Genomic DNA, 20,692 nt, shown 5'->3' with positions numbered 1-20,692 from the left:
TTTAGCATTTTTTAACTCATCAACTATACGCAACCTTTGATGAAAAGCAGCAATCTTTACGAAGAGAGCCCATATTTTTTGAAGGGAAGTACTTATGTATGGAAATGCTTGTGAAAAAACTTCGCTACAAATCTGGAGAAGCAGTTGTATTGAACGCTCCAGAAGGGTATCAGCTTGGAATTGAGTCGAAAGAAACAAATCACAAAGTTGACTTTCTGCAGTTGTTCGTAAAAAACAGCAATGAGTTATCCGAATGGCTGCCAAAGGTTTTGCCGATGCTCAATGAAGATGCTCTCTTTTGGATCAGTTTTCCTAAGAAGAGTTCTAAGATGGAAACAGACTTAAACAGGGATATACTTGCAGCAAAAATGCAGGAGGAGACGATCTTTAGGCCAGTTAGCAATGTAGCGGTAGATGAAACGTGGTCAGCCCTTCGATTCAGGGATAAGGAAAAAGTGAAATCTAAGAAGTAGGGAGAAATGGTAATGGAACACATTCGAAAGACAGAGATATTCAATGCACCGATAGAAAAGGTATGGAAGGCCGTCTCCACCTCAAATGGTTTGGAAGCATGGTTCATGCCGAATGATTTTGAACCGGTTGAAGGCCACGAATTTCATTTGAACGCCGGTCAATTCGGTATGTCCCCATGCAAAGTAACGATGGTTGATCCGCCTAATGGTCTATCTTTTGACTGGGGCAAGGATTGGTTCGTCATATTTGAATTGAAGGAAGTCGATGGAAAAACGGAATTCACTTTGATTCATGGTGGCTGGGATGCCGACAAGGTAACGGAATTCGGAGCACCTCATAAGGTTGTAAGAGTAAACATGGATCAGGGATGGACAGGAATCGTTGGCAAGTTAAAAGACTTCATTGAGGGATAATGATGTCAGCGGAAAAAGCGAAACACGATGTCTTCCAAGCGGTGGCGGATCCAACAAGGAGAAAGCTGCTAATGCTCTTGGTTGAAAAAGAAATGTCAGTGAAAGCCATTACCGCCGAATTTCCGATAACTCGGACCGCTATTTCCAAGCACCTCCGGATTCTGGCCGATGCAGGGCTGGTAAAGGATAGGAAGACTGGAAGGGAGACGAAGTATAGTCTGACTCCTGAACCCTTGCAGGAATTGAAGAAATGGCTCGACTATTTTGAGCTTTATTGGGAAAATAAACTGTCGGCACTTAAACATTTGGTTGAAAATGAAGAAGATTAGTTATGAGGCTTGAGATGTTATGATCTCAAGCCTTTTGCATAGAGGCTGTTGTGTCAGGATCAGAACAGTAAAATATGTTGTTTCAAGAGAAATTAGTTTAGCTTCCTCAGTTTTTCTGCGGTTTTGCTCAACTGGACATAGGATGTATTCAATTCCTGCATACTGGCAGAATGTTCTTCAGAGAAGGCAGCGACTTGGTGAATGGTGCTGTTCATTTGATTGACGACATGTTGGATGTTTTCCAGCTGCTTCTTGATCGTTTCTGCAGATTCTTTTGATTTGACGGCCATTTTTCGAATTTCCTCCGCAACGACACTGAATCCTCGGCCGTGTTGTCCTGCCCGAGCTGCCTCAATGGCTGCGTTGATCCCAAGAAGATTGGATTGGGTTGCTATCTCATGGACAAATTGAAGGATGCCTTGGATTTGTTTAATATCCTCCGACATTGAGGAAGATTCCTCAGACAGCTCTTGAATGGAAACTGCCACATCATTTGACGCCATAGAAACTTCCTCTGACGTTTCCCTCATTTTTTCTACAGTATCTGAAATGACGATTGCTTCCTGGCGCAGCATTTCATATTTTTCCATACTGGAAATGGTGCTGATGACTCCTGTCAATTCCTCATTATCGTAAATTGGCTCTGCTTTCGATATATAAGGAAAGCCGAAAAGCTCTGGCCCCCGCTCTTCAAACTGCCTCTGTCCCGTTCGCAATGCTGTTTCAGTAACAGTACCGCGATACTTGCTGATATGATCGCCGGGATTGACCGGCAGTTTAATTTTATCGCCTTGAAGGATGGTGAGTACATTTTCTGTATCAGCTACGATGATGCAAACATCTTCCGGGAACGTTTTCTGTAGAATATCCACTGTGTTCAATATACTTTGTAATTTTGATGACATGTCAATACCCCTTTATTATATCTATTAATTAATTTATCGGTAATTTATTTGAAATTTTCACATATTGGATGGTTCAATCAGCGAATAAAAAGCAAATAGACGAACATAATGGCTAGGTCAGCAAAAATATGACTGATGATGGACGCAGTGTTTGTACCGGTTTTTTCTTTGAATATCCCCCATAATACACCTGCCAGGAAGACAGGAAGCGCTGCAACGATGGGAAATGGCCACACAAACATGGGGATAAGCGAAAGTAAATGGTAAAGGCTATAAAAGAAAGCTGTTACCAATATGGACTTTGCCGGCCCAATTGTTTCTTTTAGCATGTTCAGCATAAAAGTTCTCCAATACATTTCCTCCAAAAGAGGATTGATGAATACCAATATGAATACGAGCAAGAATACATGTGAACCGGAAAAATTCCATTCAATGAGCTGCGATTTTAATGATTCCAGATCAAATAATTTCGTCAAAAATAAAGAACACGTAATAAGAAACGCTGCTCCGCAAAGAAGGCCGCTTACAGTTCCAAGTATTATCGATGACGATAATGATACTTTCTTTTCTTTGCAGATAGTAATTTTTATCGACATTGGAATGACCAGGAGCCAGCCATAAAATAAACAAAATGTGATGCGAACACTATTAAACAGCTGAAGACCAATAAAGATCATGATTGCAGGTCCTAATAACAGAATGAAATTCTTCATTATTCCTCCTTGAGTTCAAGCTTTTAAAATGACAATACAGTATTTATCTTGATATGATGAGTACCGGCTAAGTATGTAGCTGGTAAAAAAATATTATTTGACCGATGGGTCACTTTCAGGTTTGGTTTCTGATTAGATTCCTTATGGATAATGGGTTAAGAAGATATGTCAACCGTTTGAATTTTGTTGTTTTATTAAATTTAAATGTTTGACAATGACTGTCTGGTCATTTATACTCCAAAATATCGGATTGACCCTTCGGTTTTGCTCGATGATGGTTAAACTATGAAACGATATAAATATTATTTTACTTGGAGTGTGAGAAATGGCTGAAGCGAAACAACAACCACAGGAAGATTATAACAGAATTGCCATTGTTGCTGTATTATTAGTCAGTGCTTTTGTTGCAATTTTAAACCAAACCTTATTGAATACTGCACTTCCTACCATTATGGATGATTTGAAAATCGAGCCTAATACTGCTCAATGGCTTATGACCGGTTTCTTGCTTGTCAATGGGATTATGATTCCGGTAACAGCGTTTTTGATAGGAACATTTACGACAAGAAGGCTCTTTTTTATTGCCATGGGACTTTTTACAACTGGGACCCTGATTGCTGGGCTTGCACCGAATTTCCCGGTGCTTTTGACAGGAAGGATCGTCCAGGCTGGCGGCGCAGGAATCATGATGCCGCTCATGCAGACGGTGTTATTGATGGTATTCCCACCAGAAAAAAGGGGAGCAGCCATGGGAATGGCTGGTTTGGTCATTGCCTTTGGACCGGCGATCGGCCCAACATTATCAGGCTGGCTCGTTGAACATTATACATGGCGTGTGCCTTTCTTCGTCATCTTGCCGATTGCAATCGGATCAATCATCTTTGGTATTTTTGCATTAAAAAATGTGACGAAGCAAACAAATCCTACAATTGATGTACTGTCGATTGTATTATCTTCAATCGGTTTTGGCGGATTATTATACGGGCTCAGTACGGCCGGAAGCGATGGATGGGATGATGCAAAGGTTTACGTGTCCGTCATTATCGGAGCCATTTCCCTTATTGTATTCATCCTAAGACAATTCAAATTGGAACAACCAATCTTGGAATTCAGGGTATTTAAACACGGAATATTTGCGATTGCTTCTACGACAACGATGATTGTCATGATGGCGATGCTTGGAGCAGAGCTGCTGCTTCCTATATATATGCAGAGCATGCGTGGCTTTTCGGCGTTCGAATCAGGTTTGCTTCTACTGCCGGGGGCAGTGGTGATGGGAATCATGTCTCCGATTGCTGGAAAGATCTTTGATAAAATCGGGGCACGCTGGCTCGCGGTAGTGGGGCTGTCGATTGTTGCTGCTACGACGTATCAATATACAGACCTAACTGTCGACACTTCATACACATTCATTTTGATCATTTATGCGATCCGGATGATGGGGATTTCCATGGTGATGATGCCGGTATCCACAGCAGGATTGAACCAGCTGCCAAAAAGGCTTCTTCCGCATGGGACTGCGATGAACAATACAATGCGTACCGTTGCAGGATCGATCGGGACTGCATTACTTGTGACGGTCATGTCCAATGCGACCAAGAATTTCGATCCAAACATGGCTGACTATAAGGGAGTCCCTGCCGCACAATTAAAGCAAAAAATCATGTCCGACGCTATGATCCACGGAATTGACCGTGCATTTTTCGTTGCAACGATCATTGCGATAGTCGGAATACTTCTTTCATTCTTCCTCAAGAAAACCCCGCCAAACCTAGCGGAATAACTTCATGAGGCTGGGACTAAAGTGTTTTAGTCTAAGAAGAACCCGAACAATTATTCGAAATCTTTCATTAGAATTCGGATTTGTTCGGGTTTTTTTATAAGTTGTGTTAAAGCATGTTTTGCTGTTTTCAGCATATATTCGATTTTGATTGAATGGCGATCAGGAGGGATGGCATGAGGGGGATAAAAATCCCACACGAAGGGAGGAGAGGTTGGGCGGATGTTCGATTAAGTTCGGCACGTCGTGTGCCAACATCCAACGACCTCACATCCTGTGAGGCCCCTCGGAAAGCGAGTATCCTGGAGCGAAAAATCAACCTTACACAATCTTTAATGAATAGCAGCACACTTTTCAAAAAGAGCTATTTAAAATAATGAAATTCATTTTAAAAAAGGATTTTAACCATGGAACCTCGAATAGACAGTACTGGGAATTAGGAGGGAATCAATTGAACTACATTAAACAAATGAGAAAAATGATAGGGAATGAAACACTATTCACTGCAGGATGCGGGATCATTCTTGAAAATGAGGGCAAAATTCTGCTTCAGCATCGAGCAGATGAAGATTGCTGGGGCATTCCCGGCGGCGTCATGGAAATGGGTGAAACCTTTGAAGGGACTGCGCTTAGGGAATTAAATGAAGAAACTGGACTAACGGCTTCAGCACTTCAGTTATTTGGAATCTATTCCGGGGATAGTTGTTTTGTTCAATATCCCAATGGCGACAAAATGTACAGTGTCCAAATTATTTTTCATGCAAAAGAGTATACTGGATCGCTCCAACAGGAAGGAAGCGAAGCAAGAGAGCATAAATTTTTTCGGCCAACAGAACTTCCTGATAATCTGAATCCGCGCCAGCGCTCCTTCATTGTCCAATGGGCGGAAGGAAAAGCGACTCCGGTTATTGAATAATAAGGAAGATGCCCCCACTGAATGATGGCGGCATCTTTTTACTTAAGTGAATGGATATAAGTGGATGCTCCGTATGCCTGATGTGAAAACCCGTAAATGAATAAAATAATCACTCCTGCAACCAGGATATTTAACAAGGTAGCAAAAAATGTAGAATTTAAAGGTCGGTCTGCAGGCTTAAAAAGCCAAAACAAAGTGGTAATGAATAGAGGGATGAGGAAGATGAGGAGTTCCCATTTTCTTCGCAAGTCATGGATGTTCTCACCTAATAAAGCAATGTTCAATTTGTTGCTGGCCTTTAAGGATGAAACGTTGACTGAATGGACCTCTTTATGAAATACCCCATTTGAATAAATCACAAGATTTTTATCCTCATTAAGCTCGTAGGTACAGCCGGTTGGATAAATATGAAAATACAAAAAAAGAATCGCGAGGATAAGTAAAAGAGAGTAATATAACACAAAATATTGACGAAACGTACCTGTAATGAATTGACCCACCTCATTTCTGTTTTAATTTTATCCTTAATATTCCAGTTTGTGAATCTGATTCGGCATTTTTGGAAAACTCATTCCACATCCCAGTGCATTATGGTAAGATTTTTGATAAATAAAGGTTTTTAAAATGAGTATTTTTCTTGATTAACTTTTGTTTGACTGAAGCTAATTTTTATGAAAAGAACCCAAGAAAGACAAAGAAAAGGACAAGTAGTATATACTGTCACCCATAGCGAGCCGGGGGAGGTGGGAGCCTGGTGGAAGGGTATATATGAAAAACACCTTGGAGTCGCTGACCGAACTTGTATTTACGATAGTAGGATTAGACGGATCCGGCCCGTTACAGCTGGGTGGGTATGACTGTACTCATAATAGAGGTCGTATGACGACAATCTGGGTGGCACCGCGGAAATGAATCAACCTTCCGTCCCTTTTTACAGGGATGGAAGGTTTTTTTTCTTGGAGAGGATGTTGTTTATGTTATTCGTAAAGAGCTATTTATTGGGATTTTCGGTTTCTGCACCGGTCGGTCCGATCGGGCTGCTGTGCATCCACCGGACTTTGGCGTTAGGTAGAAGTGCAGGATTCCTGACGGGTTTTGGAGCTGTTGCCGCCAATGTCATTTATGCAAGCATCGCTGCATTCGGTTTCTCCGTGATTTCAGCATTGTTACTGAATCAGGAGGAGTGGCTGAAAATCATTGGGTCGTTTTTTTTACTGTATATAGGAATTAAAACCTTTCTGAAGAAACTTCCGGAAAACGCAGCACATTTAAAGGGAGACAGCCGATGGAGCATGTTTGGTTCTACATTCCTGTTAATGATCACAAATCCAATCACCATCCTGAACTTTGTGGCGATGTTCACTGGGCTTGGATTCGACAAGACCTCAGGAACTACTTTTACTGCGATTGAATTGATCAGTGGGGTGTTTTTGGGCGCAACAAGCTGGTGGTTCATCCTTGCAGTGGGAATCAGCGTGTTCAGGAAGAAAATTACACCATATCTAGGATGGGTCAATAAACTAGCAGGAGCGACGATTATCCTGCTGGGAGTTTTCGCGGTATGGTAGATGGCTTGAATCTCGGATGATATGATTTGGTGACTACATTATAGAGATTGATGTAGACAAATTGTTTGAAGCCCGAATCTATGTTTATGGCGAGAAAACGGGAAGCAAGAGGGCAGTTTGATGCCTGAAAAAGAAGAAATATATAGAAAATGGTCATCAAAGTTCGGGTTTGACGCCCGAATCTATGTTTAAAGCATGAAAAAAGGAATCAAATCGATTGAATGATGCCCGAAAAAGTGGATGTTCATGAAAAACGGGCATCAAGACCCCGTTTTGATGCCGGCGGATCAGTGTGTAAAGTAAGAAAAACATGAATCAAACATGCTGAATGGTGCCCCCAAAAGATGATATCCATTAAAAAACCGGACACCATGAGCTTAACGGGTTCTCTTTTGGAGTAATAAAAGTTAAAAAACATAGAGAATCGCACCCGAGTGTTGAAGAAAATCAAAATTATTATTTACTTATGTCCATACGCCAATTGTTGCAATGCATGAAATTACCTGGTGGGTACTAAAATTTGCAATCTGATATTAATGAAAAGCTGAGATTTTGACAAATGGCATTTGAAGCAGGATTTTCAACTGAAGGGAAAGCGTGTATGTATCGATATTTTCTTTCCTTGATTGCTTCATTAATTGCTAGTCTAACGGCATGTGTTGCTTTCCCTTTCTCTTTCCCCTGAAGTTGTGGTAGTATGCTCCATCCAATTTCATAAACACATTCATTATTCCAAGTTGATTGCCAATATACAACTGAACCAACCGCTTCAATATCAGGACTGAGGGTGATGCTAAACACTTTCCCTTTTTCACCAAGCTCAAGATACCTTTTGTGACGCTTTAGAACCTGTTCATTACTTTCAGCCCCTCCTAAATGTTCCATCATTTCTGGAGCGTTTAATTTAACAAGTAAATCAAGGTCTTTGTCTTCCCAAATGTTAATTTGTATTTGTCGTTCTTCAATTTGTTCTGAAATATCGTCCAGCTCCTTAATTTTATTAAACTTTATCCCACTCCTCATAATTAAACTTTTTTTCCACATTCCTGCTCGTTTGTTGCTTATAATAAATTCGATTTAGCTGTCTATTAATCCTCTTTCGTCAAAATTGGAAAGGCTTTTAACAAGTGAATTCGCAAATCAAGACGCAGCTTGACAATAGTTATTGTCCACTTGATAAAACGTGTGCGAATTGGGATGCTAACTCGGACATGAAAATCTAATAAACCTTGATATAACAACAAAAATAAGCAAGCTGATTCATATGCGAATTAGCTTGCTATTTGCATTGTTTTTTTCTGTTTTGTACTCCAAAGGAGAACCCGTCACCATAATCCTGATAGGTTTTTAAAAATGTACAATAGGTTCATCTTTTATATGAACAACATCAAAAAATCCAGCCCCAAATTGATGGGGGCTGGATTTTTTTCATTCTTTGAAATCTGGATTTCGATTTAGAAATCCTTTCCAAGCTTGCATCATGCCTTCATCGATTTCGTCTCTCGTGGCTCGGAGTCGCTTTTTAGAGTCTCCGTAGCCGATTTCATTCTTTCCTTCGCGAATTTCAGAGAAGACGGAATTTGCAAAGTCATCAAGCGGCGCACCGAATGTATGTAATCCGACTCCGCCTAGATCGGTATTGACAGCTGGCGGGAGTACTTCGATGACATTGACATTTGTGTCTTCAAGCTGCAGCCTGAGCGAACGTGTAAATGAGTGAAGGGCAGCTTTTGTCGCGCTGTAGATCGGCACCCATGCTCCTGGTGTAATAGACAGGCCGGATGATACATTCAAAATTGCTGCATTTTCCTTTTTCATAAGGTGTGGCAGCAATAGCATGGTTAAGTGGATCGGGCCACCAACATTGATAGAAATTTCTTTTTGATAATAGTCCCAATCCTGTTGCGGCTTCAACAAATTGATCCGTTGTTGGATTCCGGCATTGTTGATCAAAATATTCAAGTCAGGGAATTCTGAAACTGCCCACTCACAAAGGGAAATGCGATTTGATTCTTTCGAAACGTCGCAAACGCGATAGTGAAGCTGAGGAAATCTTTCTTTTGCTTCCTTGAGCTTTTCTTCACGTCTCCCAACAATGATCACGTTGTTATCAGTCTCTAAAAATCGCTCTGCAAGGGCCATTCCTATGCCTGATCCCCCGCCAGTGATCAAAACTGTGTTCCCGGAAATTTTCATCGATTCTCCTCCTATCGGTTCTCTTGTCTCTCATATTACGCTTTTCACTGTTTGAAAGCCAATGAGCTGTTTCTTTGAATTTTTCATCAAAAGTTTGGACATTGAAAGCATTCGATGTTAAGAATAGGAATTTTCAGAAAAATACCCTTCAAAATTACATTTAATTATGCAATAGTTAGAATGAGAAAATTATACCAGAATTAATAGGGGGATTTTGATGAGGAAAGGAATCATCAGGCCAATCGTCATCTGTTTATTTCGCTATGACGACAAGATATTAGTCGCAGAAGGCATTGATCCAGCGGATAATAGTTATTTTTACAGACCCATCGGTGGTGGGATCGAATACGGTGAAAAGAGCAGCGCTGCTTTAAAGAGGGAAGTGAAGGAAGAAATAAATGCTTCAATAGATAACTTGGAATTCCTCGGAACAATCGAAAATATTTTCACCTACAACGGCGAGGTTGGGCATGAGATCGTCCAAGTCTATGATGCTATTTTTATTGATGACACATTTTATGAAATCCCTGCTTTTGAAGGAATCGAGGACAGTGGTGATTGTTTTAAGGTGATGTGGAAGCCGTGGTCTGATTTTATCAGCGGAGGGTTGAGGCTTGTACCTGAAGAACTATTGACCTTTGCACCTTCGATTCAGTCGATGCAACGTATTAATTGAAACTTTTTCCAATGTTTTACGTACAAATAAGTATTAGTGTTTTGAGGGGATGAAAAGAGATGTATAAAAAATGGGAATTTGTTGTACTGCCGATTACGAGTGCGGCTGCATTTATCGGTTTGATGTTCATTCTCGGTGAAACTTCAACCTTTTCATTTGTTGGGGCAATCCTCATTTTATTTGCTGTGCTGATTGGTCAAATTAGGGACCATCATGATGTCGAGTTTCATCGAAGGTCAACGAAAAGGAAATTGAGGAGGGAGATTTGGTCTGCAGCATCGGTGTTTTTATTAATCTATTGGATTTTTCAATTGTCTGACGTGACAATTGCAGAGCGATATGCAGCGGTAATCTACTCGTTATCCATCTATTTGCTAATGATTTTTTATCATTTGAAAAAATGGAAAAGATTTGATGAGGATGAAGTGAAATGATCAAGAATGGAATCGTTATATTAAAATGCCTGGAAGGAATGAAACTCGCTGTCATCCTGATCGGTTTATGCTTCATTTTAGATAAGAGCATGCTTAATTGGGTCCTAATAGCGGGGCTGTCAATAGTGGCCATTATCCGAGAATTTGTTTCTGGACCGAGGGTGAAAACGGTGAAATATTATCAAATGCATCTCCAGCAGCAATTTTGGCTGTATCCATTGCTTTTAGCTGTCTTATACGGGGTTGTCCTCATTCATTTCAGCGTGGAAAAGCAAGTTATGGCCGGCGTATTTCTGCTCGGATTTGCATTTTTTGAAATGACATACAGCTATTTGAGATGGAAAAGGGAAGAGCGAAAACAATGGAACAAGGTCTTTTAGGGGGACTGTAATGGGAAGGAAGAAACGAATCATTATTGAAATTATGATGGATATTGTGATGTTTCTTGGGTTTACTATCATCATGGAAGAGCAGATTTCGAGCTGGGTCGGCTTTGTGGGGATCGTAGCTGGCGCTGTTTCTGGTGTGTTTTGGGGCAGGCGGAATGATAATTTTGACGACACACTATCTTATTATCAACATAAGGCAAAACGATCGAAAAAAGGTGGTATTATCGGCGTGCTCTTAGTTCTGTTAATTACTATGCTCTGGGGTGTATCTATAGAAAGAAAGATTTTGTTGGTGGCCTATATTGCACTGATCGCAACTGGGGAATGGCTGTACTATACACTCAAACTAAGGAGACAAGAAAGTTGTCTGACACTGACAGCTATGGAAGATGGGGATTAGTATGTTGAATGTGCAAGAAATTTATCAGGCATTGCCTGAATTGGAGACTGCTCGGCTTCGCCTTAGGAAAATCACTTTGAATGATGTAGAGGATATGTTCTTGTACGGGTCCGATCCTGAAGTTTCTCGGTATGTCACATGGGCTACGCATCAAACCATCGAGGGTGCTTGAGAAAACAAAAATGGCACCTGTCCATGGAAAAGGGGTCGAGCCTGAGATCTATATCAAATGGACGCCAGAACATATCGAACGGGATGTCGATTTGGAAAGGGCACTGGAATTTCTGAATATAAAAGTATGAAAATTGAATTTGATCATTTTTCTTGTTTTATTTATTAAACTTACCGTCGCCAACTGTTGGATTGGAGTGCAAGTCATAGACTCCAGCTCAACGGATGCTTCCGGCCCGCCTGCAAAACAGAAATGTTATCGTAAAGTTTTCTTCCAACCTGCTATGGAGGTCATTCACTTTTTACAATCTATCGAATTCTTCAAAAGTATTGCAACAATCGAGGTTATTTGTGGTACTTTAAATAGGTACATATTCTATCAGCGTTCGATAAAGGAGTTTTAAGTGTAATGAGGAAGTTTTTCTTAGGGTTGACGATGGTATCAGTAATGTTGGCGGGTTGTGATTTGCACAAGTCTGAAAAATCGCAGGATTCGAAAAAGGATACATCGATCGTTGTGCAAGGTTCACCTTCTTATAAATATAAGCGTCCAGCGAATGCGGATAAAAAGAATAATTATATTTCTGAAAATGTAAATAATCCATTGGATTTAAAGGAGCTTCACTTCGGGTTGATGGAGCTGTCCAAGGATTATTTTGATGTGGACAATTATTATTTTCATGAAGGTCAGTATTTGAAGGAAAGCGAACTCAATAAACTTTTGGGCCGGCAGTCGGCAGATAATCCAAAAGGGTTGAACACGGAAATGAAGGCGAAAAAAGATTCATTCGAGGCCGAAAAAAAATATCCAAAGGTGCTGTCTGATATTATCGAGGAGGATTTTGTCGATCAGAAAGGAAAAATAAAAGGGATTTCTTTTTCAATTGTCCTCAATAAAGTCGATTATATCCGTTTTATCGACAGTAGTGGTTTGACACATCGGGCTCAAGTGAAGATAGATCCGGATGAAACGGATAAAAAGGACGTCGTCAAGGAAAAAGGGGAAAAGATTGCAGAGAATTTTATCAGTATGATCCGCAATGAAAAAACGGTTCCGAATGTTCCGATCATGGTAGGGTTGTATGAACAAAATGAGAGCAGCAGTCCTGTTCCCGGCAGATACTTGGAAAAGACGTATGTCGATGCTGGTGCGAACGGTATCAGTGATTGGGAGAAAGTCGACCGAAAATATGTGTTGATTCCATCTGGTGAGTTGGAAAAGATGGACAAACGGACATCGGATGTGTTGGGATATTTTAAGGATGACCTCCAAAAAAGGTTCCCAAGCTTGGGATTGACGTTCATAGGCAAGGCACTGTTCGTTAAGCAGAATTTGACGGATCTGGATTTGAAAATCGAGGCGCCGGTGTTGAATGAGCCCCAAGCGGTGGCGATTTCCCAATATATCGGAAGTCAAATCAGATCAGAAGTCATTCCAAACTACGTACCTATCAGCATCAATATCATGGCTCGAAATGAACCGAGTGCTGTCATGGATTGGGACCCGACTCAGAAAGATTTCAAGGTTCATATTTATCAGAAATAGATAGAAAAAAGGGGGATACCATGGAAAAGGTATACATTGAAAAATTTGATTTGAGCAGCGAAACAAAAGTAAAGGGGTATTTTGATGAACTTTTGAAGAGAGAGATTGATTCAGCCACTTCCCTTGAATCATGGCTCATTGACGTATCAGATTTATATGATGGACTGGGCGAGGCAATGGACGGACATTATATTGATTTTCAGGCTTACAATCAAGATGAGGCAGCAAAAAAGGCTTTTGAATATGATCAGGAAAAGCTTGCCCCGTTGGTCAAGAAATACGAATCTAAAATCGATGAGAAATTTCTTGCATCACCATTCAAAGATGACCTTGATCAAGAAGAATATGGCCGCTTCATTCACAGCAAGTCGATGGCCCAAAAACTTTTTAATGAAAAAAATGTCGAGCTGGAAATCGAAGAGGATAAGCTGGCAACGCAATATTTTGAACTGACCGGGAGCTTGACGGTGGATTGGAACGGGAATGAAATGACGCTTACACAGCTTACTCCGTTCTTGGAAGATCCCAATCGGGAAATTCGGAAAAAAGCGTATAGCTTGATATCCGAATCGATGCTGGAGATTAAAGATCCGCTGCAGGAGATCATGAGCAAGCTCCTTGTCATTCGAAAAGAAAAGGCGGAGAATAGTGGGCTGAAAAACTATCGGGATTATATGTTCAAGAAATATGAGCGCTTCGACTATACGCCAGAGGACTGCAAAGAGCTGGCAGAATCGATTCGAAAACATGCGCTGCCGTTACTGAAGGAAATCCAGGAAAAGCAGAAAACAGCACTTGGTGTGGATAAGCTGCGGCCCTACGATATAAAAGCAGTTCCTGCAGATCAGCGTCCACTGCGCCCCTTTAAAGATATTCCAGAATTAATTGAAAAGACTTCTACTGTATTAGGCGAAATCGATCCCCGCTTTTCTGAATTGATCATTCTCATGAATAAGAAAGGCATGCTTGATTTGGAGAATAGGAAAAATAAATCTCCTGGAGGCTTTTGCACTCCCCTCCCAGTTTCTGAGCTGTCCTATATTTTCATGAATGCATCAAGGACCCATTCAGATATGCTGACGCTTTTCCATGAGATGGGACACTGCATACATAACGATTTCAAACGCTCCATCGATTTATCCTACTACAGGGATACACCGATGGAATCCTCGGAGCTCGCCAGCATGACGATGGAATTGCTGACGATGGATAAATGGCACCTATTTTATCCCGATCAAGAGGATTTAAAGCAAGCAAAGCTTGATCAACTCAAACATACGGTCAAATTCCTGCCGGAGGGCGTAAAGATCGATCTCTTCCAGCATTGGATGTACGAAAATCCGGACCATTCAAAGGAAGAGCGAATGCAAAAATATCTTGAAATCAGTCAAATGCTCGATGCGGGTGTCATTGACTGGGATGGATATGATTATGTGCGAGAGTCACGGTGGCTGTTTGTCCTTCACATATTCGAGGTCCCGTTCTACTACATTGAATATGTTATCGCACAGCTTGGTGCACTTCAAATGTATAAGCAATACAAAGATAATCCAGAAGCAACTCTATCCAATTATAAAGAGGCACTGGCGCTTGGCAATACGAAATCCTTAAAGGAAGTATACGAAGTGGCAGGCATCCGATTTGATTTTTCCGCAGAGATGGTGAAGGAACTGATGGCATTCGTAAAAGATGAAATCATGGAAATCGAAAAAGAAGGATAAACATTGATCTCAGGCTGTTTAGGGAAATCCTAGCAGCCTGTTTTAGTATGAGGAAGGAAGAGGTTGATATTTTATGGATTATTTCATCGTTTTGATTCCTTTAATCGGACTGCTATGGTTTTTGAATTTAACGGCAATGCTTCAAAAGTTGTCCAATAAAAAGGACATCCATAATCAAGTAGTCCTGGGAGGATTTTTGACAATCTTTTTAATCCTTGGATTCATGCTTTGGCATTTGTAAATAGGTTTTTTTTGATCAATGCGAGGTGGTTACTAGCAGCTCGAAATCGTGCCCGTTTCCACAGAGAGGAAGGTGAAATGGTAGCAATTAGCCCGAAATACCGCCCGTTTTCAAAGGCTGAAAACTCAAACGGAACCCAAGCCCGGAAATGCCTAATGAATTTGTTTGGAATTTGGGAATTTATAAATCTGAATGCTATAGACATTTACTATAAAAATATTATGTAAACAAAGACCCTTTATCAATTTATTCAAGAAAAAGGGATTATTCAAATCTCTGATTGCTCACTCTTCCTCATGAAGAAGATGGTGCAGCATCCTCTCTTTGTCATGGAAGAATTGCTTCATAATTTGATAATGCCCCGTGTCTTCGAGAACTGTTTCATGAAGCCCTTCCTTTGTCAGTTCAATGAGTTTTGCCCCTGGATAAGCCATAAGGATCGGGGAATGAGTGGCGATGATGAATTGTGAATCCTTATTAACGAGCTCCTGCAGCCGGCACAGCATTGAAAGCTGACGCAATGGAGACAAAGCGGCTTCAGGTTCATCCAAAATGTAGAGGCCGTTTCCGCCGAATCGGTTTGAAAATAGGGAGAAAAAAGATTCTACATGCGACTGGGCATGCAGGGATAGGCCGCCATAAGAATCGATGATCCGCTTTCCCCCGAGCGGCTCCCGGTCGAGCTCCTCAATTTTTGAAGCGACATTGTAAAACGTTTCAGCCCTAAGGAAAAAGCCGTCTTTTGGTCTATTTGCCCCCTTGATGACTTTTATATAGCGTTCAAGAATGGAATGGGAATAGAATGTGGAAAATGAAAAATTAAGCGTGCCGCCCTCAGGATTGAATCCTGAAGCAATGGCGATCGCTTCCAAAAGTGTACTTTTACCCATTCCATTCTCGCCCATGAAAATGGTGACATTTGGGTGCAAATCAAGTTCATGAAGCTTTTGCAGCACAGGTAGGTGGAATGGGTATTCAGAGTATGATTCGATTTCATCCTGTTTGAGTACGATTCGTCTAATATATGGGTTGCTGGAATTTGATATCATTTTTTGATCACTCCGAAGTACAGGGTTGGCTTTTAATCATTTATGGTGAGCTTTCTTAGTATGGCTATTTGTCCCGTATGGTATAGGATATGCTGGATGACGCCGTGCAGCGTGCGGTAGATGGTGGAAAACCCTTCAACAATGGGGTTGTCCAATTCTGTGTCGGCTAATCGATGGATCTCAGTCAACAGCTGAAGGTGAAGATCCTTCAAATGCTGTAAATCTTCTTCCCAAGAGTCATTTGTAATCGATGTAACTGACGGCCAATCATCTTTTTCATTTGATACAGCATCGATCCCTTGAAGCCGCTTGATCACCAGTTCGTGTGTGGATGTCAGATGGAGGACGATTTCCCAGATGGAATGGACGGATGTACAGGGATAGGCAGCAGCGCGTTCAGCGTCAATTTCGTATAAGAGTTCGAATAAGGAAGGACCGTGCCAAGCATTTCCGTTCATGGAAGCTTCAAGCTGGTCCAAAATGCGATCGATTTCTTTCATTCCCTTCACTCCTTTATATATGTATGGACAGCAGTCAATTATATTGTAACGTGAAATTGTAAATATTTCTTGTTTTTAGGATTAGATTCAGCTAAAATATTCGTAATATTAATTGCATTTAGAAAAAAATAACAAAAGAATATTGTTCTATGTATTGATGGAAGCAAGTAGCTGCTTATTTCCCTGGCACAGAAAGCCGATGGCTGTTGAGAATCGGCGCATAAATAAGCGTGAATTACCTTCTTGAACATCCTTTGTGAACATTGCAGTAGCAAGGGACGGTCGATCCGTTATCCTATGAGTGGAAGAATATTTCTTCAACGAGGGTGGTACCGCGTGATACAGCCACGTCCCTTTTTATAGGGGCGTTTTTTTTATTTTTAGGCTTTGTTAAATATAACGGTTGATTTCCGTGCAAGTCTTCGCTTTCCGCGGGCCTCACAGGAAGTGAGGTCGTTCGATGTTGGCACAGGACGTGCCGAACTTAATCGAACATCCGCGTAGCCCCTCCAGGGTCTCCCTGACTCCGCTTTTCCCGCCGGAGTCTACGACTTGCACTCCAATCAACAGCTGGAAACAGGCTTATATCAACACCAAGGTTTGATATGGCCTATTTTTAAAAGGAGGAATTGGAAATGGAAAACATATTTGAAAAGCTTTCGGCTGAGCAAAAAGAAGAATTGGAAAGGCAGTTTTCAATCTATGCCGGCGGTGTGGAAGAAATCATTCCTTCGATTGAATTGAAACAAAAGCTGGCGCGATCCATTTTGACGGACAAACCGTTGAAAATCAAGCTGGGCCTTGATCCATCCGCTCCAGATGTGCATATCGGCCATACAGTCGTGTTGAATAAATTGAAGCAGTTTCAGGAAAATGGCCACATCATCCAGCTCATCATCGGGGATTTCACGGGAAAGATAGGTGATCCAACAGGAAAGACGGCAGCAAGGAAGCAGCTTACCGACGAGGAAGTCAAGCATAATGCGATGACTTACTTTGAACAATTCGGGAAAGTTCTTGATATGAGCAAAGTGGAGCTCCACTACAATTCAAAGTGGCTTAAGGAACTTAAACTTGAAGATATCATTCATCTTGCCGCAAGTATCACAGTAGCCCGTTTGTTGGAGAGAAATGACTTTTCCAACCGCTTGGCGGAGGGAAAACCGATTTCGCTTCATGAATTTTTCTACCCGCTTATGCAAGGATACGATTCGGTCATGCTGGAAAGCGATGTCGAACTTGGGGGGACAGATCAGCATTTCAATGTCCTCATGGGCAGACATTTACAAGACCATTTCGGCAAAGAGAAACAGGTTGTCATCCTTCTCCCATTGCTGGAAGGGCTTGATGGGGTGGAAAAGATGTCGAAGTCGAAGCATAACTACATCGGAATCGATGAAAAGCCTCATGAGATGTACGGTAAAACCATGTCAATTCCGGACGATCTGATGATAAAATACTTCGAGCTTGTAACCGACCTTACTGTTGAAGAAAAGGAAACAGTCAAACAGGATCTACTGAATGGGACGCTCCATCCACGCGATGCTAAAATGCTCCTGGCCAAAACGATTGTTGCCATGTATCACGGGAATGAGGCTGCTGCCGAAGCTGAAAAGCACTTTACATCTGTTTTCCAAAATGGCGGAATGCCGGATGAGATCCCTGTTGTAGTAGTGGATTTTGATGGGGAGGTACTGGTCATTGACTTGCTGGTAGAATTGGAGCTGCTTAGATCCAAAGGGGAGGCAAGGAAAATGATTTTAAATGGCGGAGTGAAAATCGACGGGGAAAAAATAAAGGATATCCACCAAAATTTGATTGTAGTTGAAGGAATGGTCATTCAGGTCGGGAAGAGGAAATTCGTGAAATTGTTAAGAAAAGAAGGGTAAGTAATGAAAAGAGTATTTGGGAATAAAAAAAAGGAAGTTGAATATCGAGAACGACACGGTGTTTATGCGGTTGTTTTGGATCAAAAAAGTGAAAAGGCAGGAATTGTCCGAACTGGAAGCGGACGATTCTTTTTGCCTGGCGGCGGAATCGAAGAAGGTGAAACCCAATATATCTGCTTAGCAAGGGAATGTCTGGAGGAATTGGGCCACGAGATTGAAATCGCCACATTCATTGGCAGTGCAGATCAATATTTTCTTTCTTCAAAAGGGGAAGCAATGAAAAGCATCGGATTTTTTTATCTGGCATCTTTAGGAGAAAAAGTGACCAATCCGATTGAACCTGATCATGAACTTCAATGGATGAATATAGAGGATGCACAAAAAATGCTTTTCCATGAGCATCAGGCTTGGGCACTGGAGACAGTACATAAAATGGGGAGGGAAAGGAGATGAAAATTGGTCTTGTCCGCCATTTTAAAGTACTCCACGATCAGCCTCAAAACAAAATGGTCTCACAGGAAGATATTATGGCCTGGTTTGCAGAATATGATCAGGCGGAAGTGAAGAAAGGTGAGGTCCACTTGGGCGATGTTAAATGGGAGTGCTGCTACTCAAGCGATTTGCCCCGGGCAGTTACAACAGCAGAGGCGTTGTTTGATGGAAGGATCATCCAAGAACCGGCAATTCGGGAAATCAAAATGTATCCGCTGTTCAAACGAAATGTGAAACTGCCATTTTGGGGGTGGGCGATTCTCCTTCGGATAGCCTGGCTGCTCCATCACCATTCCCAGCTCGAACGAAAACCCCTGATCATTCAAAGGATCAATGTTTTTTTAGATGAATTGGAAAATAGCTTACATGAACAGATCTTGATTGTCGGCCATGGTGCCATGATGATCTACATGCAAAAGGAATTGAGCATGAGGGGGTATCGTGGACCAGCCATCAGGAATCCTAAAAACGGAAGGCTGTATTTGTATGAGAAATAGAATGAGTGACCGTGGGAAAGTGATCAGTTTCTTTAAAGAAGATGAATGGTGTTTGGATATCCTGCAAGAGGTACAGCAGCTGAACCTGCCGGATTGGTGGGTATGCGCAGGATTTGTCAGGACGAAGATTTGGGATGTGCTTCACGGATTCTATGAATGGACACCTTTGGATAATATCGATGTGATTTTTTTCGATGAAGATAGGTTGGAGGAAAAATACGAGAAGGCATATGAAAGACGATTAAGTGAATTGCTCCCAGGTGTTCCTTGGTCGGTGAAAAACGAGGCAAGGATGCATCACATTAACGGAATGAAACCATATAAAAGCTCAGTTGATGCCATATCAAGGTTCCCAGAAACTGCAACTGCGATTGGGTTAAATCTGAATGATTGGGATGAAATCGAACTTGCTGCCCCATGGGGTGTTGAAGACGCCTTAAGCATGCAAGTGCGGCCCGTTCCCTATTTTTGCAAAGATCAGAAGCTTGCATCCATTTATGAAAATAGGATTCTCAAGAAAAATTGGCAGGAAAAATGGCGTTGATCAAGGTGCATCACATTGAGAGATTTTAATCGATAAACAAAGGAGAACAAAAATGGATATTCGCTTAATCGAGTTGACTGCACTGACGATGATCATCCATTTCGTTGATACACTAGCTTATTCAGTGAGGTTGAATTCCGTAAAGAGCGGAAAATTTGCCTTATCGATTTCATTGTTTAATATTTTTGTCTTGCTATCCCGTACTGCCAATATGTTTCAAGCGCCTTTAATCGGCGGGTTGATTGGGTTTAAAATTTTGCATCATGATGATCCGTTAAATGATATCCGGCTCGTAATTTTAGCTTCAAGTCTAGGCACTTTGTTGGGCATTGTCCTCATTCCGACATTCTTGAAGGTTTTTTCCAAAGCTGTGGACCGTCTTGAAGTTAAAGGATCGATTCCATCCATCGTCGTCGAAGCATTGAGTGTCCACAATATAAAACGTATGGTAAAAACCACGACAAAGCCAAGGAAAAGTATGCTTGCAAGATTGAGATACCGAGAAATACCCAAACGATTCCTCCTTTTAAATACACTCATCACCGCAATCTATACAATCGGGGTCCTCTCGGCTTATTATGCGGCCTTTTTTGTCAGCGAGGAGCATAGATTGGCAGCATCGGCATCATCAGGAATGATTAATGGGGTTGCCACCATTCTCTTGACGATACTGGTTGACCCTCAATCAGCCATCATAACCGATCAAGCACTTCGCGGTAAACGTCCTTATGGGGATGTCAAGGCGCTTGTTGTCATGCTCATTCTCTCTAAGTTTTTAGGAACACTGCTTGGACAGGCATTTATTTTGCCGGCTGCAAAAATGATTGCAAGTTTTTATCAATAAATTCA

The 20,692-nt window shown here is 41.4% G+C and carries 27 protein-coding genes and 2 other annotated features; of the genes, 20 read left to right on the top strand and 7 right to left on the bottom strand.

The window, feature by feature from the left end; genetic code table 11:
- Positions 1 to 98: 98 nt before the first annotated feature.
- From D9X91_RS14935 to D9X91_RS14925, 3 genes are read left to right on the top strand one after another with little or no spacing between them, the layout of a single operon-like run.
- Positions 99 to 473, top strand: a complete 375-nt coding sequence (locus tag D9X91_RS14935) for a hypothetical protein (RefSeq protein WP_121681437.1) — start codon at positions 99 to 101, stop codon at positions 471 to 473.
- A 12-nt stretch (positions 474 to 485) separates the two neighbouring features.
- Positions 486 to 887: an SRPBCC family protein gene (locus D9X91_RS14930; RefSeq protein WP_233569809.1), complete on the top strand. Its 402-nt coding sequence runs from the start codon at positions 486 to 488 to the stop codon at positions 885 to 887.
- Between the two features lie 2 nt (positions 888 to 889).
- Positions 890 to 1,216, top strand: a complete 327-nt coding sequence (locus D9X91_RS14925; protein ID WP_121681435.1) for an ArsR/SmtB family transcription factor — start codon at positions 890 to 892, stop codon at positions 1,214 to 1,216.
- A gap of 92 nt (positions 1,217 to 1,308) precedes the next feature.
- On the opposite strand, the gene D9X91_RS14920 is transcribed toward D9X91_RS14925, so the two are convergent.
- Complete coding sequence (locus D9X91_RS14920; RefSeq protein WP_121681434.1) at positions 1,309 to 2,121, bottom strand: methyl-accepting chemotaxis protein; 813 nt, start codon at positions 2,119 to 2,121, stop codon at positions 1,309 to 1,311.
- Between the two features lie 77 nt (positions 2,122 to 2,198).
- Positions 2,199 to 2,834, bottom strand: coding sequence for a CPBP family intramembrane glutamic endopeptidase (locus D9X91_RS14915; RefSeq protein WP_121681433.1), 636 nt, complete (start codon positions 2,832 to 2,834; stop codon positions 2,199 to 2,201).
- Between the two features lie 325 nt (positions 2,835 to 3,159).
- Here D9X91_RS14915 and D9X91_RS14910 point away from each other — a divergent pair, with 325 nt between their 5' ends.
- Both D9X91_RS14910 and D9X91_RS14900 read left to right on the top strand, forming a co-directional pair.
- Positions 3,160 to 4,617 carry a DHA2 family efflux MFS transporter permease subunit gene (locus tag D9X91_RS14910; RefSeq protein WP_121681432.1) on the top strand — a complete coding sequence of 486 codons (1,458 nt, stop codon included), beginning with the start codon at positions 3,160 to 3,162 and terminating at the stop codon, positions 4,615 to 4,617.
- A 448-nt stretch (positions 4,618 to 5,065) separates the two neighbouring features.
- Positions 5,066 to 5,530 carry an NUDIX hydrolase gene (locus D9X91_RS14900; protein ID WP_233569808.1) on the top strand — a complete coding sequence of 155 codons (465 nt, stop codon included), beginning with the start codon at positions 5,066 to 5,068 and terminating at the stop codon, positions 5,528 to 5,530.
- 38 nt (positions 5,531 to 5,568) lie between these two features.
- On the opposite strand, the gene D9X91_RS14895 is transcribed toward D9X91_RS14900, so the two are convergent.
- On the bottom strand, positions 5,569 to 5,889 hold the full coding sequence (locus D9X91_RS14895) for a hypothetical protein (protein ID WP_121681429.1): 321 nt from the start codon (positions 5,887 to 5,889) through the stop codon (positions 5,569 to 5,571).
- A 326-nt stretch (positions 5,890 to 6,215) separates the two neighbouring features.
- Positions 6,216 to 6,462: a binding site (T-box leader), on the top strand.
- Positions 6,463 to 6,504: 42 nt separating this feature from the next.
- Between D9X91_RS14895 and D9X91_RS14890 the strand changes: the two genes are divergently transcribed.
- Entirely contained in the window at positions 6,505 to 7,098 is a 594-nt protein-coding gene (locus D9X91_RS14890; RefSeq protein WP_121681467.1) for a LysE family translocator, read from the top strand.
- A gap of 513 nt (positions 7,099 to 7,611) precedes the next feature.
- Here D9X91_RS14890 and D9X91_RS14885 read toward each other — a convergent pair.
- On the bottom strand, positions 7,612 to 8,121 hold the full coding sequence (locus tag D9X91_RS14885) for a GNAT family N-acetyltransferase (protein ID WP_121681466.1): 510 nt from the start codon (positions 8,119 to 8,121) through the stop codon (positions 7,612 to 7,614).
- A gap of 405 nt (positions 8,122 to 8,526) precedes the next feature.
- Entirely contained in the window at positions 8,527 to 9,294 is a 768-nt protein-coding gene (locus D9X91_RS14880) for an SDR family oxidoreductase (RefSeq protein WP_121681428.1), read from the bottom strand.
- Between the two features lie 217 nt (positions 9,295 to 9,511).
- On the opposite strand from D9X91_RS14880, the gene D9X91_RS14875 reads away from it, so the two are divergent.
- From D9X91_RS14875 to D9X91_RS22750, 9 genes are all read left to right on the top strand, one after another.
- Positions 9,512 to 9,970: an NUDIX hydrolase gene (locus D9X91_RS14875; protein ID WP_121681427.1), complete on the top strand. Its 459-nt coding sequence runs from the start codon at positions 9,512 to 9,514 to the stop codon at positions 9,968 to 9,970.
- Positions 9,971 to 10,029: 59 nt separating this feature from the next.
- A complete protein-coding gene (locus D9X91_RS14870) occupies positions 10,030 to 10,404 on the top strand; it encodes a hypothetical protein (protein ID WP_121681426.1) in 375 nt (124 codons plus the stop codon).
- The gene (locus D9X91_RS14865; RefSeq protein ID WP_121681425.1) at positions 10,401 to 10,784 is read left to right on the top strand and encodes a hypothetical protein; all 384 of its coding nucleotides are present in this window, start codon (positions 10,401 to 10,403) and stop codon (positions 10,782 to 10,784) included. The genes D9X91_RS14870 and D9X91_RS14865 overlap by 4 nt, the downstream gene beginning before the upstream one ends.
- Positions 10,785 to 10,794: 10 nt before the next feature.
- Positions 10,795 to 11,193 (top strand): hypothetical protein, encoded by a 399-nt coding sequence (locus tag D9X91_RS14860; protein WP_121681424.1) that lies wholly within the window; start codon positions 10,795 to 10,797, stop codon positions 11,191 to 11,193.
- 4 nt (positions 11,194 to 11,197) lie between these two features.
- Positions 11,198 to 11,365 (top strand): GNAT family N-acetyltransferase, encoded by a 168-nt coding sequence (locus tag D9X91_RS22565; RefSeq protein ID WP_158598338.1) that lies wholly within the window; start codon positions 11,198 to 11,200, stop codon positions 11,363 to 11,365.
- A complete protein-coding gene (locus tag D9X91_RS22560; protein ID WP_158598337.1) occupies positions 11,325 to 11,495 on the top strand; it encodes a hypothetical protein in 171 nt (56 codons plus the stop codon). Before D9X91_RS22565 ends, D9X91_RS22560 begins: the two co-directional genes overlap by 41 nt.
- A gap of 278 nt (positions 11,496 to 11,773) precedes the next feature.
- Positions 11,774 to 12,910, top strand: coding sequence for a CamS family sex pheromone protein (locus tag D9X91_RS14850; RefSeq protein ID WP_121681422.1), 1,137 nt, complete (start codon positions 11,774 to 11,776; stop codon positions 12,908 to 12,910).
- Positions 12,911 to 12,930: 20 nt separating this feature from the next.
- Positions 12,931 to 14,631: a M3 family oligoendopeptidase gene (locus D9X91_RS14845; RefSeq protein ID WP_121681421.1), complete on the top strand. Its 1,701-nt coding sequence runs from the start codon at positions 12,931 to 12,933 to the stop codon at positions 14,629 to 14,631.
- Between the two features lie 73 nt (positions 14,632 to 14,704).
- Entirely contained in the window at positions 14,705 to 14,872 is a 168-nt protein-coding gene (locus tag D9X91_RS22750; RefSeq protein WP_199738119.1) for a hypothetical protein, read from the top strand.
- A gap of 284 nt (positions 14,873 to 15,156) precedes the next feature.
- On the opposite strand, the gene D9X91_RS14840 is transcribed toward D9X91_RS22750, so the two are convergent.
- Both D9X91_RS14840 and D9X91_RS14835 read right to left on the bottom strand, forming a co-directional pair.
- Positions 15,157 to 15,921 carry an AAA family ATPase gene (locus D9X91_RS14840; protein ID WP_199738118.1) on the bottom strand — a complete coding sequence of 255 codons (765 nt, stop codon included), beginning with the start codon at positions 15,919 to 15,921 and terminating at the stop codon, positions 15,157 to 15,159.
- A 32-nt stretch (positions 15,922 to 15,953) separates the two neighbouring features.
- Positions 15,954 to 16,421, bottom strand: coding sequence for a DinB family protein (locus D9X91_RS14835; RefSeq protein ID WP_121681420.1), 468 nt, complete (start codon positions 16,419 to 16,421; stop codon positions 15,954 to 15,956).
- 145 nt (positions 16,422 to 16,566) lie between these two features.
- Positions 16,567 to 16,779: a binding site (T-box leader), on the top strand.
- Positions 16,780 to 17,056: 277 nt separating this feature from the next.
- Between D9X91_RS14835 and tyrS the strand changes: the two genes are divergently transcribed.
- The 5 genes from tyrS to D9X91_RS14810 are packed head-to-tail and all read left to right on the top strand — an operon-like array spanning position 17,057 to position 20,687.
- A complete protein-coding gene (gene tyrS, locus D9X91_RS14830) occupies positions 17,057 to 18,310 on the top strand; it encodes a tyrosine--tRNA ligase (RefSeq protein WP_121681419.1) in 1,254 nt (417 codons plus the stop codon).
- Positions 18,311 to 18,313: 3 nt separating this feature from the next.
- Positions 18,314 to 18,763: an NUDIX hydrolase gene (locus D9X91_RS14825; protein ID WP_121681418.1), complete on the top strand. Its 450-nt coding sequence runs from the start codon at positions 18,314 to 18,316 to the stop codon at positions 18,761 to 18,763.
- Positions 18,760 to 19,299 carry a histidine phosphatase family protein gene (locus D9X91_RS14820; RefSeq protein WP_121681417.1) on the top strand — a complete coding sequence of 180 codons (540 nt, stop codon included), beginning with the start codon at positions 18,760 to 18,762 and terminating at the stop codon, positions 19,297 to 19,299. The genes D9X91_RS14825 and D9X91_RS14820 overlap by 4 nt, the downstream gene beginning before the upstream one ends.
- A 1-nt stretch (position 19,300) precedes the next feature.
- Entirely contained in the window at positions 19,301 to 19,843 is a 543-nt protein-coding gene (locus D9X91_RS14815; protein ID WP_121681416.1) for a nucleotidyltransferase family protein, read from the top strand.
- Between the two features lie 52 nt (positions 19,844 to 19,895).
- The gene (locus D9X91_RS14810; RefSeq protein ID WP_121681415.1) at positions 19,896 to 20,687 is read left to right on the top strand and encodes a lipid II flippase Amj family protein; all 792 of its coding nucleotides are present in this window, start codon (positions 19,896 to 19,898) and stop codon (positions 20,685 to 20,687) included.
- Positions 20,688 to 20,692: the final 5 nt, after the last annotated feature.

The organism is Falsibacillus albus, assembly GCF_003668575.1.
GTDB classification, from domain to species: domain Bacteria; phylum Bacillota; class Bacilli; order Bacillales; family DSM-25281; genus Falsibacillus; species Falsibacillus albus.
Note: the sequence above shows the minus strand (reverse complement) of the source record. Positions and strands in the feature narration are given on the sequence as shown.